The sequence below is a fragment of the Reyranella sp. genome, from assembly GCF_965249915.1.
In the GTDB taxonomy this organism is placed as follows: Bacteria; Pseudomonadota; Alphaproteobacteria; order Reyranellales; family Reyranellaceae; genus Reyranella.
The window spans coordinates 3,955,868-3,972,041 of the sequence record NZ_OZ252257.1; the positions used below are offsets into that span (position 1 = coordinate 3,955,868).

17 protein-coding genes are annotated in these 16,174 nt (G+C 65.8%); 1 reads left to right on the forward strand and 16 read right to left on the reverse strand.

Annotation, left to right across the window (positions count from 1 at the left end):
* The 15 genes from ACP15H_RS19590 to ACP15H_RS19660 form a co-directional block, all read right to left on the reverse strand.
* Positions 1-1,737 carry a hypothetical protein gene (locus ACP15H_RS19590; RefSeq protein ID WP_425067827.1) on the reverse strand — a complete coding sequence of 579 codons (1,737 nt, stop codon included), beginning with the start codon at positions 1,735-1,737 and terminating at the stop codon, positions 1-3.
* A gap of 13 nt (positions 1,738-1,750) precedes the next feature.
* Positions 1,751-5,269, reverse strand: coding sequence for a hypothetical protein (locus ACP15H_RS19595; RefSeq protein WP_425067828.1), 3,519 nt, complete (start codon positions 5,267-5,269; stop codon positions 1,751-1,753).
* Positions 5,270-5,470: 201 nt separating this feature from the next.
* Positions 5,471-5,692: a hypothetical protein gene (locus ACP15H_RS19600; protein WP_425067829.1), complete on the reverse strand. Its 222-nt coding sequence runs from the start codon at positions 5,690-5,692 to the stop codon at positions 5,471-5,473.
* Between the two features lie 164 nt (positions 5,693-5,856).
* Positions 5,857-6,285 carry a hypothetical protein gene (locus tag ACP15H_RS19605; RefSeq protein WP_425067830.1) on the reverse strand — a complete coding sequence of 143 codons (429 nt, stop codon included), beginning with the start codon at positions 6,283-6,285 and terminating at the stop codon, positions 5,857-5,859.
* A 49-nt stretch (positions 6,286-6,334) separates the two neighbouring features.
* On the reverse strand, positions 6,335-6,517 hold the full coding sequence (locus ACP15H_RS19610; RefSeq protein ID WP_425067831.1) for a hypothetical protein: 183 nt from the start codon (positions 6,515-6,517) through the stop codon (positions 6,335-6,337).
* Entirely contained in the window at positions 6,517-7,446 is a 930-nt protein-coding gene (locus ACP15H_RS19615; protein ID WP_425067832.1) for a phage tail tube protein, read from the reverse strand. Before ACP15H_RS19615 ends, ACP15H_RS19610 begins: the two co-directional genes overlap by 1 nt.
* Before the next feature lie 84 nt (positions 7,447-7,530).
* A complete protein-coding gene (locus tag ACP15H_RS19620; RefSeq protein WP_425067833.1) occupies positions 7,531-8,028 on the reverse strand; it encodes a hypothetical protein in 498 nt (165 codons plus the stop codon).
* 9 nt (positions 8,029-8,037) lie between these two features.
* Complete coding sequence (locus ACP15H_RS19625; RefSeq protein ID WP_425067834.1) at positions 8,038-8,709, reverse strand: hypothetical protein; 672 nt, start codon at positions 8,707-8,709, stop codon at positions 8,038-8,040.
* A gap of 1 nt (position 8,710) precedes the next feature.
* On the reverse strand, positions 8,711-9,043 hold the full coding sequence (locus ACP15H_RS19630) for a hypothetical protein (protein WP_425067835.1): 333 nt from the start codon (positions 9,041-9,043) through the stop codon (positions 8,711-8,713).
* The gene (locus tag ACP15H_RS19635) at positions 9,043-9,771 is read right to left on the reverse strand and encodes a hypothetical protein (protein ID WP_425067836.1); all 729 of its coding nucleotides are present in this window, start codon (positions 9,769-9,771) and stop codon (positions 9,043-9,045) included. Before ACP15H_RS19635 ends, ACP15H_RS19630 begins: the two co-directional genes overlap by 1 nt.
* 147 nt (positions 9,772-9,918) lie before the next feature.
* On the reverse strand, positions 9,919-10,344 hold the full coding sequence (locus ACP15H_RS19640; protein ID WP_425067837.1) for a hypothetical protein: 426 nt from the start codon (positions 10,342-10,344) through the stop codon (positions 9,919-9,921).
* 85 nt (positions 10,345-10,429) lie between these two features.
* Positions 10,430-11,776 (reverse strand): phage major capsid protein, encoded by a 1,347-nt coding sequence (locus ACP15H_RS19645; protein ID WP_425067838.1) that lies wholly within the window; start codon positions 11,774-11,776, stop codon positions 10,430-10,432.
* Between the two features lie 16 nt (positions 11,777-11,792).
* Positions 11,793-12,476 (reverse strand): HK97 family phage prohead protease, encoded by a 684-nt coding sequence (locus ACP15H_RS19650; RefSeq protein ID WP_425067839.1) that lies wholly within the window; start codon positions 12,474-12,476, stop codon positions 11,793-11,795.
* A 1-nt stretch (position 12,477) separates the two neighbouring features.
* Entirely contained in the window at positions 12,478-13,707 is a 1,230-nt protein-coding gene (locus ACP15H_RS19655) for a phage portal protein (RefSeq protein ID WP_425067840.1), read from the reverse strand.
* Positions 13,707-13,910, reverse strand: a complete 204-nt coding sequence (locus tag ACP15H_RS19660; RefSeq protein ID WP_425067841.1) for a hypothetical protein — start codon at positions 13,908-13,910, stop codon at positions 13,707-13,709. The genes ACP15H_RS19655 and ACP15H_RS19660 overlap by 1 nt, the downstream gene beginning before the upstream one ends.
* Positions 13,911-14,019: 109 nt before the next feature.
* Between ACP15H_RS19660 and ACP15H_RS19665 the strand changes: the two genes are divergently transcribed.
* Positions 14,020-14,457, forward strand: a complete 438-nt coding sequence (locus ACP15H_RS19665; protein WP_425067842.1) for a PaaI family thioesterase — start codon at positions 14,020-14,022, stop codon at positions 14,455-14,457.
* Between the two features lie 19 nt (positions 14,458-14,476).
* Here the strand turns inward: ACP15H_RS19665 and ACP15H_RS19670 are convergent, their stop codons facing one another.
* Positions 14,477-16,174, reverse strand: a complete 1,698-nt coding sequence (locus ACP15H_RS19670; protein WP_425067843.1) for a terminase large subunit — start codon at positions 16,172-16,174, stop codon at positions 14,477-14,479.

Genomic DNA, 16,174 nt, shown 5'->3' on the forward strand with positions numbered 1-16,174 from the left:
CTATCCCCATAGATCGAGCGCGACAGACTTCGACGAGGCGAAGCTCATGCCGACACAGATGAACTTGCGTGCGCCGGCCCAGCCGTAGCGCGTAAAGCCGTAGATCTGGATCACCTTGCCCAGCAGGTTGGCGAAGGGATCGCAGGGCACGGTTACGCGCCACCGCTCGCGCCGGACACCCATGACGCGCTGCTGCCGCGCCGCTTCGGCATTAGCCGCCGCCTCCTGCGAGAAGCCGCCGCTCACATAGACCGCGGCCGCCGTGGGCCAGAGGCTGGCCTGGAAGCCGTCGGACGAGCTGGCAAAGCGTTCGGTGCCCCGGTAGAGGAGTGCCGCCGCCGCATCGACGGAACCGGCCAGCCGGCTGGGATCCTGCGGCGTGTAATTGCGCTGCCAGCCGACATAGGTTGCGCGACGGGGCGCCTGGTAGGTCTGCATCATCTGTGGCTCCGAGGAGCCGAAGTCCTCGGGGTACTGGATGGTCAGCGCCGGGGAACGTGTCGGCTCTTCCAGAAAGCCCAGGGCGAGGAGGCCATTGGCGCGTACGGCCCACCAGCCCAGGCATCCGGCCATGACCTCGGTCAGGGCCTCTGCCTTGCTGATTGCGTCCTTGAAATAGAAACCGACGACGCCGGCCTGCTCCTGCTCCATGTAGTTCAGCGCCGCAAAGTCGATCTGGGCGTCGCCGAGCACGATGGTGCCGCGCCCGGTGGCGATGCGTCGGGCGACCTGGCCGCGCGTAAAAGGATAGGTCTGGCCGTTGATGGTGTCGTTGTCGCCGCGGAGGTCGACGGTCAGCGTATAAACCACCGCCGAGCCCAGCCGGATCAGGCCCTGCGCCAGGCAGGTGGCATATGTTGAGGCGGGCACCGCAGCGGCCGCCAGCGCCGTCCAGTCCGCATAGTCGGCATCGAACGCGAGAGGCGCGCCGCCATCCCGCACAGCATCTACCGCCAGGATCGAACTGCAGGACAGCTGGAAGATCAACAGCGCGGCACTGACCTGCGTCGGCTCGCAATTATAGACCGGGCCCACCGCATAGGGCTTCATCTGCCCGGCAATGGAGGCATCGCCATCGGCGCCGCCGGTGCCGCCGTAGCGCAGGCCGTGCAGTTCGGCGGCGGCCAGTTGCCAGCCGAGGTCGCGCAGCCTGATCTCCTTGCGGCGCTGGTCGTAGAGCAGGCCGTTGGTCGTCAGCCGGCCCACCACCTCGAAGGTCGAGAACGCCGCCAGCGGGTTGCCGCGCAGGATATCGAGGCTGGCGCCGTCCCAGGCGAGCTGGGTCAACCCGTCCAGCTCGCCGTCCGGGTCGATCAGGGTGATCGCGCCGACACCGCCCTTGCCGCTGGGCGAGGGTTCTATGCCGTCGAACAGGCTGATGCCGTAGTTGATCGGACCGTTCAGCTTGCCTGGCACGTAGGTATTGGCCGGCGTATCGTCCGGCGCCGTCGAGCGGCCCAGCGAGGCCGCCGGATAGATGACGGTGCGGGCACCAGGCCACTCGACCTGGAAGGGCGTCGGCCAATCGGTCATGCCCGAGGGGTAGGGCGCGCCATCGGAGAGCACGATATTGCCACCAGGATCAGGTGGTGCAGCCCGCAGCAGGTACGACAGGCCCCTCGCCGACTGCAGGTCGATGGCATCGGCGCCGACATCGACCGGGAACTGCGCCAGCGCGGGATATTCGACCGTGCCCGATGGACCGGGGAAGCCCGTCAGGTAGATCGTGCTGGCCATATGGCCGTCCCTCTCAGCCGTTCACCACGCGGCGTAGCAGCAGGTCGTTGGTCTCGGAGAGCTTTGCCATCAGCGTTGCGATCTGCCGGCTCTGCTCGGTGACGACGGACTGAAGCTGGGCCACCTGGGCGACGGCCGCTTGCGCAGAGCCATTGTTGTCGTTCAGCGCTGAGCCGGTCGTGCTACCGCCGCCGGCGATCTGCGACTGGAGGGTGAGCAGGTCATCGAGAATCTGCTGCTTCAGCGTCTCGTAGTCCGGGCCGCTCGCATAGTAGGACTGGGCCGCCTGCGCGAAGGTCGTGCCTTCGGCCGCGACGCGCGCGATGGCGCCGCTGTCGCCAGAGCGGGCCTGCGCGACGGTGGCCTGATAGGCCGCCTGCACGCCTGTCAGCATGGTAGTGGGCGAGAGGTTGGCGAGATCGCCCAGGCTGAGACGCCGGATCGCGTCCTCCAGCTGCGAGATCGCACCGCTGTAAAGCTGATCCTTCAGCGCGGTTTCCCGGCGCAGCAGGGCCTCGGCGATGCGGGCCTGGTCGACGATCACGTCGGTGTGCTGGCTGATGTAATCGATGTTCGCCAGGATCGACTGTTTTTCGTCTGCCCACGCGCGCAGGCTGGCGGCGATCGGATCGATGAGATTGTCGACATAGTCCTGGCCGAGCCGTTCGGTGGCTTTCTTCTGCTCGACCTCGATCGGCGCCAGGGCGAGCCCGAGCCTGGTCGCCTTGTCGGTCATGTCGCCGAACTGCTTCTCGAGCTCGCGGAACTGCGTCCGGACGGTCAGCGCGCCCTTGCCGAGGCGTTCGTAGACTTCATCGACGAAGACGATGCTTTCGGCGGTCTCCTTGATGCCCATGGAAGCGGCGCGCATGGACTCCAGCGCGGTCTTCATCGTCGCCGAGATCTCGCCGACGGCGCCGGACAGGATCGACCGGATCGCCACCTGGGCGGCGCCGGTGTCCATCATGTCGTCCATGTTCATCCGCCAGGCTTCCTGGCTGCCCGTCTCCGGGTCGACGAGGTGCGTGGCGTTGCTGGTATAGCTCCAGTCCTTGCCCTGGGCGGTCCAGGACGAGGCGTTGAGCCCCCAGACCTTCGATGGGTCCTTCACCCCGCCCAGGATGCCCAGCACCGAATCGATGCCGCCCGTCAGGCCGCGCAGCGCGCTTTCCGACTGGCCGCTATTGGCGTTTGGGCCATATGCACCGCCGGTCGTGTACCAGTTGCCGTTGCCGTAGTGCAGCGAGGCGTTCGTCGAACTGTGCGTCCGGGTGTTGGACTCTCCGAAGATTGCGGGTGCGAACTGAGACAGCAGCGAGATCGCCATGCCGACCGGCTGCAGGCCGGGCACCAGGGACACGGCGCCGCCGACCATGCTGCCGATGCCGGCGATAGTCTGGCCGGTGCTCCTGGAGTTCGCCAGCTGATAGGCGCCCATGCCGATACCAGCGGCGGCGCCGATACCCTGCAGAGGCGTGATGCTCCAGGTCGACGGATTCCACATGCTGGGCGATAGCGTTGGCACGCTCTGCATCGCCGACGGCGATATTCCGGCATAGGGCCCGGTAAAGGGAGTGTTGAGCCAGTCACCGACTCCGCCCAAGCCAAGGCCGCTCCAGAAGCTGCCACCACCGATGCTGCCGGCCGAAGGCATGGCAATGCCCCCGCCTCCGGCGCTCCCGCTCCCACTCCCAGTCACCGACGAACCGAAGCCCATTTGCTGGGCCAGTGTCGGCGAGACCACGCCGAGGCTGCCCAGGCCCTGGACCACGACGCTCATCACTGGCCGGATCGTTGCGAGGGCCAAAAACTCCGCCACCATGCGCCGGATTGTCGTCTTGAAGATGTCGCCCAGGGCCTGGAACGACACCTGGCCGCTTTGCAGGATCCGGTCCCAGGCATCGGCGCCGGCCGTCTGGATGTTGCGGAACGCCTGTTTCAGCGGCTCGGTCCAGAGTTCGTTGGCGCGCTTCAGCTCCTCGGCCTGGCCTTTCAGCCTCTCGTTCTGAGCGATCGCCTCCCCGCGCGCTGCAATGGCAGCCCGTTCCGCCTCGGTCGCGACGCCAATGCCCTTTAGCTCGAGTTCCTGCTTGAGCTTGATCTGGGCGATGACGACGGCGCGCGTCTCGGACGACTGATCAATCAGACGGTTCTCGGCCGCCAGAAGCTCGTTGGCCTTCTGCAGGGTCGAGGTCTCGATGTTGAAGTCTTTCAGGTTTTTAGCGCGCTCGGTGGCGCGCTGCTGATCTTCTATCCTCTTCGTCAGCTCCTCGACCGAGAGACCCGCCTTGTGCGCCGAGCTGGCGTAGGCGTCCTGGACCTCCTTGACTGCCTTGAAACGGAGCTCGAGGTCGGCAACGGCCCGGCTGCCCTGGGCCGAGACGTCGGCGAGCGCCTGCGCCGACTGCATCGCGAGTTCAGTCTGACGTTTCAGCTTGTCGACCGAATCTTCTGAGCCGCCGCCACCGGGTTTGACCGGCGGATTGAAGACGCCCGGCCGAGGGCCATCCTGCGCCGGCAGGCCATCGTTGACGACCGCCCAGGCGGTGCCATCGGAAGCTTTGCCAACCGGACTGCGCTGGCGGGCGTAATAGGCCTGCGTGTCGGCGCGCGCCGTCTCGGCTGCCTGCGTGACGCCGGCGACAAAATCGTTAGCGCTGGCACCGCCTCCCGGGATCCGACCGAGGGCGATCGCATCACCCAGGCCAAAGGTAGAGAACTCCTTCAGCTTGTTGAGCACCTGCTCGGCGCCGGCGAGGACGCGGTTAAAGGCATCGATCCAGAGCTTTACCACCTGCTCGGCAGCTCCCCGGAAGACTTCGACGACGCCCGCCCCTACGCCCGCCATGTTCGACACGGCGTTCTCCACCCAGGACTGGAAGTCACGCTCCCACTGGTAGCCGCCCCCCGAACTGCGCGTGGCCTGCTGCGCCAGGATCTTGCGGTAGGCATCGACGGCCTTGTCGGCCATGTCGAGAACCGCGACCGCCATCTCGGCAAAGAACGCCCGGGAGCGGAGCTTGCCGCGCTCGAAGGCATCGGACAGCTGATCGAGTCGCTTGACCACGTGCTCGTCGACCAGGGCCCCGCCCTTCCGGGCTTCCTCCCCCATGAAGCCAAAACCCTTGGCGATATCCTGCAGCACGGGTTGGAACCGTGTCCCGGCCTTGCCGAAGAACTCGACTGACGCCGACGCGCGCCGGGCGGGGTCTTCGATGGCCAGGATCGCCCGGGCGACATCGCTCATGATGTCCTCGGTCGGCCGCAGGGTCTTGTCGACGTCGAGTATTCTGACGCCCAGATGATCGAGAGCCTCGATCATCTCCTTCGAACCGTTGGCCGCCTCGCCGATCTTCTGGCTGAACTTGGCGGCGCCGGTCTCCAGCTGCTCCAGCTTGAGGCCATTCTGAATACCCGAGAACTGCAGCGCCTGTAGCCCCTTGGTCGTGAGCCCCAGCTGCTCGGCCAGCTCGTCCAGGCCGCCCACTGCTTCGACCGCGGCCTTCGCCGTATCGACGAGGCGCGCCGCCATTTCGGCGAGCATGAGGGCGAGGTGCGCCTTGATCATGCCGCCGACACGCCCCAGCGACTGCTCCATGCGCGCCATGGTGCTGTCCAGAGAGAAGGTGCTGCGCTCGATCTGTTCCAGCGCCCTCTGCGCCGCCCGCCCCCCATCGACCGCCTTCGAGCTGTCGATGACCAGCCGGATGATCTTGGTTTCTTCAGCCATGGATCAGCGTTGCCTGCTCATGCCCCTGGCAGCGCGAACCGCTGCATCCGTCTGCTTGCGCTGCTCGGTCGCGACCCAGAAGTCGTCGATGCAGGCCACGATTTCCACGAAGTCGGCCAGTTCCTCGCCGGAGAAACGAAGGGCCCTGCCGTATCGCCGGATCGCCTCACGCGGGATCGGCTGGGGCAGCACCAGGCCGCCGCCCAGGCCAAGGGACAGCGACACCAGGGTCCGGTCCCTCGTCAGGTACTGAAAGGCTTCCCAGTAGGGCGCCGTCTCGATGTCGGGTTGCGGCCGGGACAGCAGGCGGTCGACGAACTCGGCATCGCCCGCCCGGGCGCGATCGCTCCAGCCCGCGATCTCGGAAGCGTTAGCGCTGTCCCAGCGGATCAGTTTTTTGCGTGGTCGACGATCGCTTCGATACGCTGGCCACGGAAATTCTGCGTCTCGTAGACGACCGCCTGCAAGGCGGGGATCGCGTCGTCGGCCTCGATCAGGAATTCCATGCACGCATCGGTGCTGAACGGGATGGCATTGCCGTCCTCATCGACGACGCCGCTCCAGTCCTTGACCAGCATGCGGGCGAGCTGCTCGGCCAGGAAGCGCTTTACGCGCTCGTCCGAGGCGTGGGCGCGGCTCAGCCGCTTCAGCTCGGCCAGAAAATCCTCCCCGCCGCGCCGCCAGGCCGGATTGGCATCCGAGGCGCAGAGCGCGATCAGCGAGATGCCGCCGGGCAGGCCGATCTCGGTGCCGCTCTCGCCTTCGATCTCGCGGTTGCGCTTCAGCTTGTCGATATTGCCGAACTTGAATTGGTTCATGTCTTGCTCCGGGGAGTGGGATGCCACAGGAAGCTGTGGATTTTGGGGATCATGCTTCTCGCGCGAGTTCCTTCGCGATCCAGTCGGCCGCGTCCTCCTTGGACACTTTGATCGTCTGGCCCTGGGCGTAGCGCTCCTTCCGCTCGGGCCTGCCCTCGCCTTCGGACACGAAGCGGTGAAAGGTCTGAAGAATGAGGACGGTTGTTTCCATGTCGATCTCCGGTGCCGCCATTACGGCACGTTGCGGGTGAGCTTCATCGCCGAGGCGTCGGTGGCGTAGTACTTGCCGAGGAAATTCAGGGTGACCGCGTGGACGCCGGTCTGGCCGGGATCATCGACGTTCGGGTTGAAGACGTCGCAATTGCCCAGCACGAGCCGGTCCTTGAAGTTCATTGTGGCGCCGATCGTGATGTCGAGTGTCTGACCAGTCTGCTTCACGACGAAGGCCGAGTAGTCGGCCAAGGCGTTGAAATAGACCTCGACCACGCCCTGCACGTTGAACTCGCCCAGGCCGATGGCGAAGGGATCGGCCGAACCGAAGGCGTACTGCTGCTGCAGGTTGTTCGAGATCTGCAGTTGCAGCGAGCGGACCTTCGGCGAGGCAAGGCCGAACAGGCTGTTGACCACGATGTCGGCCGGCGTCGAGGGATCGTAGGCCGGCGTCGGCGCGGCGTAAGTCGATGATACGATCGCCGTCGTCGCAGTGCTTTCGCCCAGGGCCAGCAGGGAGAAGTTGAGCTGGCCCGGGTTGCCGTTCTGGAAGGCGATCGAGACGTTGTCGACCATGCAGCCGGTCAGGCGGCGATAGGGGTCGGTGGCACCGCCCTCGTACTTCTCTTCCAGGGTGAACGTCGTGCCGCTTCGCACCGAGCCGACTTTGAGAACATTGGACACCCAGGGGCTGCAGAGGAGCGAGGCCCACAGCACGTCGCTGGCCGCGTCCCGGACCCACGGCATCTCGATCTGCTTGGGATAGGTCGCGACACCCTGCACCATCGAGGCGGCCTGGCGATCGGGACGCCGCTCGGGCGAGCGGGTATTGGGGCGTTGCGGCGCGCCGCTGACGCGGATGTCGCGGGCGAGCAGGAAGGCCGGCGTCGCCGGCGTGGTGCCGACGGTCGCTTCGGCGATGACGGCGGTCTGCTTGTTGGCGCTGTCCAAGAGGCCTTCTCCCAAATTTTAGACAACAAAAAGCCGCCCGGTGGGCGGCGATCAGATGCGTCCGGCGGCGCGTGCTCTACCGGCTCAGCCGACGTTATAAGTCTCGTACCCGAGGGCTACGGCTTCGACCCACAGTCCGGCCTCGTCGTGCCCGCCGCCCATGGGGGCGGTCGAAGCGATCCGAACGGTGCCATTGCCAGCAGCGAAGCGGTCGTTGCGGAACCGGGCTCGCAGACCACTCGCGTAGGATTCCGCCAGATTGCGCACCACGATACCGGCGCCGAGCCGGGTCTTTACGTAGAGCGTCACCTGGCCCTGCTCGCGCCAGAAGTTCAGTCCTGGCGCGCCGAACGTGTACTGATCCTCGGTGCCACCCGGAAAATCGAGCACCACAAAGCCCTGCGAGACGTCCGGATTGTCACCCGTGTTGTAGAGATCCCTGATCGGCCAGCCGATGCCGAGATCGGCCAACCAGACGATGAGCCGGTCGCGGAACGCCATGCGCAGGGGGTCGCCGACAACCAGGCCCGTGGCCGTCGCGCCCAGCGGCACGCTGACGATCGGATGAACGCCATACATCATGTCCTGACCTTAGTTGGGCAACCCCGTGGGCTTGATGAAGAACTGCAGCGCTGGATACACCTGATCCCGCTGGACGCGCCGGGCGCCCCGTTTGCCCCACACCTTGATGCCGATGTTCAGGTTCACGTATTTGAAGTCGAAGAACAGCGCCTTGCCGAACCGGTTGACCAGGGCCCGCAGCACGACGCGATAGACGCCGCTCCTGGCCTGCCGACTGAGGGCTGCCCGCTTGCCGCGCCCCGTTCTTCTATTCGCCGTCGCGCCCTCGATCTTTCGGGCGTAGGGCTGCGGATTGACGATCTGGACGCGATCCGTCGGCCGAGCGTTGCGCAGCGCACCCCAGATATTGCCCTCTACCTCGGCACCGTTGATCATCACGGTGTGCGAACTGGCATATCGCCCCGTCAGCACCGGGCTCTTCTTCTGCAATTCGGTCAGCGCCCAGCGAACCGCCTCCACCATGCTGGTGCGCGCCGCGAACTCGATCCTGCCGAACGGCTTTACCTGCAGATAGTCGCGCCGCGGCATGCCGTCGGTAATGACCACGGGCTCGTTGTCGAAGCCCCGCGCGACCTCCTCCCGCAGGGCCCGCTTCGCCACGTCTATCGTGGCGGCGCGCACCCATTCCGCCGTCGACCGGCCGAGCTGCTCCGAAGAGATGCCTTCGACGATCACCGGCATGTCAGCCGGCGACCAGGAGCTCGTAGAGTGCGACCGTGCCCGCATCGCCCAGCGGCCGGACATCGAGGATCGATCTTTCGCGACCGTCAACGATGATGCTGTCGTGGCGACCCGGCGCCTTGCTGGCCCACGGCGACGCTGCCAGCTCGGTCGTTCCGATTCTTATCCGGAACTCCTGCTGGACCGCCGACCCGCCGACATCAACCGTCGAACCGACGAGACGCTTACCTTTCAGGACAACGGCCGTGGCTTCGCTCGCCCGCTTCAGCACCATCGTCTCGCCGTGCCGCGCGATCAGACGGGCAGCATTGCGGGCGGTGTCCGAAGCAGTCATCACACCGCCCACGTCTTGAACGGGGACAGCGCCACTTCCAGCGACTTCAGCAGGCCGCTCTCGCCAATGCTGTCGCCGCCGGCGACGGCATACGAGCCGGACCAGATGTCGGGCGTGTTCTCTGACCTGAGGGCGGGGTCCCGGTCAGTCGCCAGGTACTTCATCTTCACCTGCTCGATCACCTGCCCCTCGAGTTCGGCCGGCACCTCCGCGGGCAGTGGCCAGCCGGCCGTCCAGGACACCACGATCTTGCCGGGTGACCAGCAGACCGGGGTGTCATTGGCCATTCTCTCCAGCATGCCGCTGCCAAGCAGCCGGAAGCCGGTGTTCATGACGAGGGTGGTGCCATCCTCGATCACGCTGCCCACCGTCGTGATCGGCGTCCGCCACGGCAGGATCAGGACGGAACTACGGTCCATGTCGGTGGCCAGCCAGGTGGCACGGACGACTTCTAGGCCGAACGTAGGCACGGGACCGGCCGCGCCGCGGGCCAGATTGCAGAACCGGACACACTCCCCGCTGACGGCATCGATGATGCTTTCGATGAGGGTCGTATCGACGGCGCCCATTCTGAGCGCTGCCTGGACCTTCGCCGCCGTGGTCAGTCGGCGGGCCGCCGCGGAGACTGCCGGCGTCACCACCTCGAACAGCGGCGGGTTCACCGGCTCGCCGATCGTCGCCGCGGAGGTTCTTGCTCCGTCGGAGCGGCGTCCAGTGCGTCTGCCCACCCCTCAGCAACAGCGACCCTCGCGAGATCTCCCTCGACCAGCTCCGACACCTCGAACTGCCGCGGATGGAGGGCGCCATCGGGCGCCCCCATGAATGCCTTGACGACCTTCGCCTTCATGACTGGCTCCTCATGCGATCAGAGCCGATCAGGCCGGCGGGTTCGAGGTCGGCCGGTTGCGCGGACGGCCAAGCACCCACACGCCCGCGACGAAGGCATTGCCGGTGTTGGCCGCCGGCGTAATCGTCACGCGCGCATAGCGTTTGCTGGTGCGCAAGCCGATCTTGAAAACCTTGTCATCATCGCTGAACAGGAAGCTCGCCTGCGTTTCCAGGCCCAGAAGCTGATCATCAGGAACAGCGGCGGCATCCGACAGGTTGGCCGCGTCCCCGTGCTCGACGAGAGTGGTGAACGTCGCATCGGCGTCGGCAAGTGCTCCGGTCAGGATCGCAAACTCGGCGGCATCGTAGCCGGCAAGGTCGGCGATCTGCGATACGAACGGGGTATTGTCGACGACGGCGGCAGCGGGGCTGATGCCGCGCTTCAGATGAATGTTGTTGTGCAGGTCTTGCATGGTGACAGTCCTTTAAATGCAGAATGAGAAAAGGCGCGCCTCATGGAAGCGCGCCTTCGATGTTTGTCCGGTCCGTGCCGACCGATCAGGTCGAGCACTTCAGTTTGCGAATGGCCTCGGGCAGCGTCACCGCACCGCCAACACGCTTCCAGAACAGGAACCGGACATTGCCGCTGGTGGCCTGGGTGAGATTGTCGCGCTGGAGTGACATGGCGAGGCGATCGACCAGCGTATAAGCCCGGGCGAAGTCGCCGTAGGCGATGGGATACGTATTCGCCCCCTCGCTCGGCATGTCAGGGACTTCCACATACGGGTCGCCGTCGATGGTGTTGGGCTTGCCGAGCGCAATCCCGGGCATCCAGATGTACTGCTTGTTTCCATCTTTCAACTTGCGGACCGAACCGAGCGTCGTCCGGTTCAGCGCCCAGGTGGCATTGCGCGTATAAGGCGTCTTGATCGCGTGTTTCAGGGTCAGGATGCCGTCCGCTTGGCCGTTGGCGTCCGCCACGGTGGCCGCCGACCCCGAGACTGTCGAGCCCACGTCGGTATTGGTCAAAAACCCCTCGCACTGGTTGACGCCCGTGCCCGACACGACCTCGGCGCCTTCCTTGACCGCAAACTGCTCGTCAGCTTCCAGCCGCAGCTCGGCTTCCAGATCGAACGCCGAATCTTCCAGGTTCTGCCGGCTGATATCGATCAGCGCGCACATCTCCGGAGCCACGATCTCGATCATGCCCCAGGTAAGACCGGTGGTCTCAGTACGGGTCTCCTGCTCGCCGACGCGGCGCGCGGCAAACTGGCCGGTGCGCTTGGGCAGCATGATCGACTTGGCCCCAGTCGAGCGGACCCGGACCAAGGAGCGAACCGGCGACATCTCGGTGATGCCCTTTATGATCTCTTTCACATACTCCGGAGGCGCCAGGTAGCCGCCGGTCGTGTCGTTCTGGATCGAGAGCGACTTGCATTCGGTCTCGACGTCGGCCAGCACCTTGCGGTGCTCGTCCGAGAGCGGCGTTCCCCCCATCGAAGACAGGACCGCCGCGCGTGCCCACGTCGCGTGTGTGACCTTGCGCTGCAGTTTGAGGTCTTCGCCGCCGACCAGAGGCCGCTTGAGCTTTAGTTCCAGCCTGTCGATGGTCTCGCGCAGCTCCTGCTCGCGCTCGATCGCGGCCTTGGCCTCCCGCTCGATGGCGACCAGCTTCTGGTTCACCTCTTCGGTCCGGGCGAGATCGGCCTCGATCCTGTTGAGCTTTTCCAGCGTCAGGGGATCGGCCACCCCCTTCTTCTCGATCTCCGCCAGGCGCTGGTCGTTCGTCTTCTTGAACTCCTCAAAGCCCGTCATCAGCGGGTCGACGACCTTCTTGACCTCAGCGGCGACGTTTGGGCCGCTGTCGTCCTTGCGCTCGATGCGGCGCTGATTGCCCATATTCATTGTCCTGTCCTTCGGTTCAGGGGGAGAAAACGCTGGCGGCACGGTCGCGCAGTGCCTCCAGCTCCTTCGCCGTCCCGCCCTCATCCCGAGGGGTCGGATTGGCCTTGTAACCGCCGCTGGCTATCGCCTTGGCGGCAGCAATCGAAAACCCGCCTGCATCCCGCAGGAAGCTTTCGAAATCTCGGATGGTCTTGATGTTCTTCGACGCCTTGGCGTCCTCGATCCCGGCCTGCTCGTTCATGCCCCACAGCACGGGGCCCACCTCGTAAAGGTCGAGCTTGCTGATGGAGCGGAAGGTCTCGCCCGCGAGCTTCCCGTAGGAGCTCTCCACGACCGAGTAGGTGATCGACATGGCGTCGATCGCCTCGGCCATCATGCCTTCGTGCAGGGTGCGGCCGCGGTCGGTATCCAGGGCGATGAGCTGGCCCTCGACCCTCAGGCCGTGGTCGTCCTCCTCCATGCCGGTCCAGTAGCCGATCGGCAGCAGGTCCTCCGACGACATGCCAAGACCGTGGTGCCACAGCATCTTCGGCATCTTGCCCTTGGCCTTCCACTCGGCGAGCGTGTCCCTGAAAGCGCCTTTGACGATCATGTCGCCGCCGTTGTCGATGTTGTCGAACACCGCGCCGTAACCGGAGAAAGACCCCGGCTTCGTGTCGCTCGCAAACTTCAGCTCGAACGGCCGGGTGGTACGCAGCATGTCAGTTGCCTCCAGGCGGTAGCGGCGCGGCGCGTTCGGCCTGCGTGCTCATGTTGAGGGGCAGAAGCGGCTCGCCCAGTCCCTCGATCGGGTTCAGATCTTCCAGCCGCCGCGCCTCGTTGCGCGTCAGCCAGCCATTGGTGATGCCGCTGGCATAAAAGGTGGCGCGCGCCGCGTTGTCGCCGCGCAGCAGGCCCTGCATCGAAAACTTCGCGACGATGTCGTCCTCGTCGGGGAAGAGGTCGCGGGCCAGCGACTGCTCCCAGTTCTCGATCCATGGATTGAGCGTGTGGATGACGTGGGCCAGAAAGAACGCCTCCGCCGAGGCGAAGGTCGCGGTCTTGTCGGCGTAGCCCACCATCTGCGGGAACACTTTCAGGTCACGACAGATCTCCTCGATCTGGAACCGGCGCGTGTCGAGATGCTCGGCATCCACCCCCTTCATGCCGAGCGGTGTCCAAGTGCTGTCCATGTCGAGCACTGCCGTCTTGAACCGGTTCGCGAGCCCGCCCTGGTACTGCGCCCAAGATTCCTTCAGGCGCGCCCGGGCGGCATCGTCCAGGGAGCCCTTTACGGACAGGACGCCGCCCGGCTGAGTGCCGTTGGCGTGGAGCGCCGCATGCGTTTCCTCGGTCGCAATCGCCAGCCCCACCGCCTCGCGCGCGACCTGCAGGGCGTCGAGGCCGGCGACGCCGGTCCAACTGGGGCCCCGCACATGGAACACATCCTCGCGGGGCAGGACCGTCGTTTGCCCATTCAGGCCGGTTAGCCGGTAGGTGAGCGTGTAATCCTTCGCCTGCTCGATCGTATAGCTGCCGGGCACCAGCGGGATCAGCTCACGCGGCACGCCGCGGATGCGGCCTATATAGGCGCAGCCGTTCCCGAGCAGAACAGCATGAAACATCATGACCTGCCGGAACTCGAAGGAAGTCATCCACTCGTTGGGCCGACGCGACAGCAGCCGGTAGGCCGGATGGTCCTTCGCCAGCTCCTTCGAGCCGTCGGCCTTCTCCCGGTAAACTTTTAACGGCACCTGCGCGATGCCGTCGGCCAGGACGCGCAGGCAGGCGAACACCGTCGAGACTTTCAGCGCGCTGTCGACGTTGACCGACACGCCGGCACGCGAGTTCTGCTGGCCGAACAGCGCCGCCCAGCTGAGGTTCCCCGCATCGGTCGTCTTCAGCTCGCGGCGTCGCAGGCCGGACGCCAGGGAGCCGAACAATCCCTCCATCAACCGGCTGCGCGGTTGCCGAGCGCGATCAGCAGGGTGCCGACGATCAGCAGCAAGCCTCCGGTGATAAAGCCGGCGGGCGGGTAGATCATCCACGCGCCGTAGGAAACGAGGCCGACACCGCAGAGGCCCGCCAGATCGCGGACAAGACTGGGCACCGCCATTGCGATTGTGCGTACGGCGGTGGCGAGCAGCTTCATCATGGTTTCCTCTAGGAGCGCGAGACTATGGCTCGACTGCCGATAGGGTCGGCTCGTCGCATTGAACGCTGTGACCAACCGGGCGATCTTGCCCGCGCCAGAGGGAGCATCCATGCCGACCGATAAGCTGACCGATGTTGAGTTCACGCCATTTGCCGAGAACGGCGGCTTCATCGCCCACAACGGACCCTACTACTGGGCCAAGGAGCCCTCGGGCGAGTTCGTCTACGGTTTCCAAAGCGACGCCCGCCATGGCAATCCGAACGGCGTACTGCACGGCGCTGCCGTCACGACTTTCGTGGACACGTTCCTGGGCCATGCCGTGGTCGTCCAGACCGGACGCCTCTGCGCCACGGTGGCACTCAATGTTCAGTTCGTCGCCGGCGCGCCATCTGGTGGCTGGGTTTCGGGGCGGGCCCGACTGCGCAAGCTCACGCGCACCATGGCCTTCCTCGACGCCGAGGCCAGCGCCGGGGATAAGTTGCTGCTGACCGCGACGGCGATATTTCGGGTTTTCGACGCACCATCGGCCGGAGCCGCGGCGCAATAAGCGGGCCTCGCGAGTGTTCCTACAGAACAAGTAGCTCACGCGATCGCAGATACGACTGGCCAGCGGCCTGAGGATTCATCGCCATCAGGGCAACCGCGTTGAACGCCGCCATCAGCGGATCGATCTTGGCCGTTCCCGAGGCCTGTTTTGTGATCACGACGGCGTTGCCCTTGGGCTCGACCTTCGCATTGCCGACGGCCCATGCCATCAGGGCGAGGCCGCCATGGCTAAAGGTGCCGTCCGCCAGCTTGCGCTCGGCAGTCTTGATCGCGCCGGTGAGCTTCCATCCCTGCGTGATGCCGACCACCCTGTCATTGCCGGCAATCCCCACCTCGGCCAGTGCGTCCACGATGGCGCCGACGCCGAATGGATCGAGGCCAACCGAGCCCAGCTTGCCGCTCTCGTCGACACGCTCGGCCAGGGCCGCGATCTCGGCGATGTCGTCGCCCAGGTTGGTGACGATCCGCAGTTCGCCGGCGGCTGCGAAGTCGCGCAGCACCGAGGCCTCGCTCTTGCGCCGCTCGAGGACCGAGCCGTGCGCCCACGCCCTCGACCACAGCAGCCAGTGCCGGGTGATCCGGTCTCGCCCCAGCACCGCCAGGCCCAGCAGATCGTCCAGGCCGCCGCCGTCGATGCCGATCACCACCACCTCGCTCCGCTCGAGCAGAACGTCCAGGGTCAAGGTCTTGTCAGCAGCGCGTTGCCAGAGGTCGGCGCCGACCCATCGATCGGACCGCAGGGCCAACCCGATCTCGATGTTGAGGTGCTGCGATGCCCAGCGAATGATCTCGCCCTGCCCCTTGGCCTTCGCCTGGGCCCAGTCGTCCTCTAGTCGCCTGATAGTGACCGATCGGTCCCGATTGGGCGTGACCATCCACCAGTTCCGCGAATCCTGCCACGCCGGCGGGTCAGCGGTGTCGTTGGCGATGTCCTCGGGGAACTCGTAGAGCACCGGGAGCATCGCTCCCCGGGTCTTACCGTCCCGGATGGCGCGCGCCACCATCAGCTCGGCACGGAATGCCCCTCGCGGCGGCTCGTCCGACTGCGTGGTGATGAACACCAGGAAGCCCTCGGGGTTGGGCAATAGCCCACCCCGCAGCTGACCGATGATGCGCTCCGCCGCCGCGACCTTGGCGATCTCGTGCAGTTCGTCGAGCAGTACACCGGTAGGCTTCACGCCCGTGAGCACCGTCGTGTCGAACGCCTTGATCTCCAGGGTGGCCTTAGTCCGACGATCCGTAATCTTCCGCAGGTGCTCCTGCACGTGCAGGCGCTTGCGGAGGAACCCGTCCGGATCCTTGTCGACCATGCCCAGCGCCTGGCTAAAGGCGATGTGCGCCAGAGATACCGTCGGCGCCACCAGCAGGAACTCGGCCCGCGGCCGTTCGTTCATCAGCAGCGTCGTCACCATCAGCGCCGCGGCGTAGCTCGTCTTGCTCGACTTCTTCGGCGCCAGCAGGAAGATCTCGCGGATCATCCGCTCCCGGGCGACCGGGTCGAACGACCCGTGCAGGGCGCCCACGATCTCGCGGAACCAGTCCGCCCCCGCCTCCGCCAGCGCCGGCGTGCCGATCACGTCGGGCAGCCGCAGCTTGTTGAAGATCGCGATCGCCCGGTTGGCCTGGGCCCGGTTGAGGTGCGGCAAATCAGGCAGCAGCGATCGACCCGCCCGGATGCGATCTCGCCAATCCGGTACGGCCAGCGACCACGGCTCCAT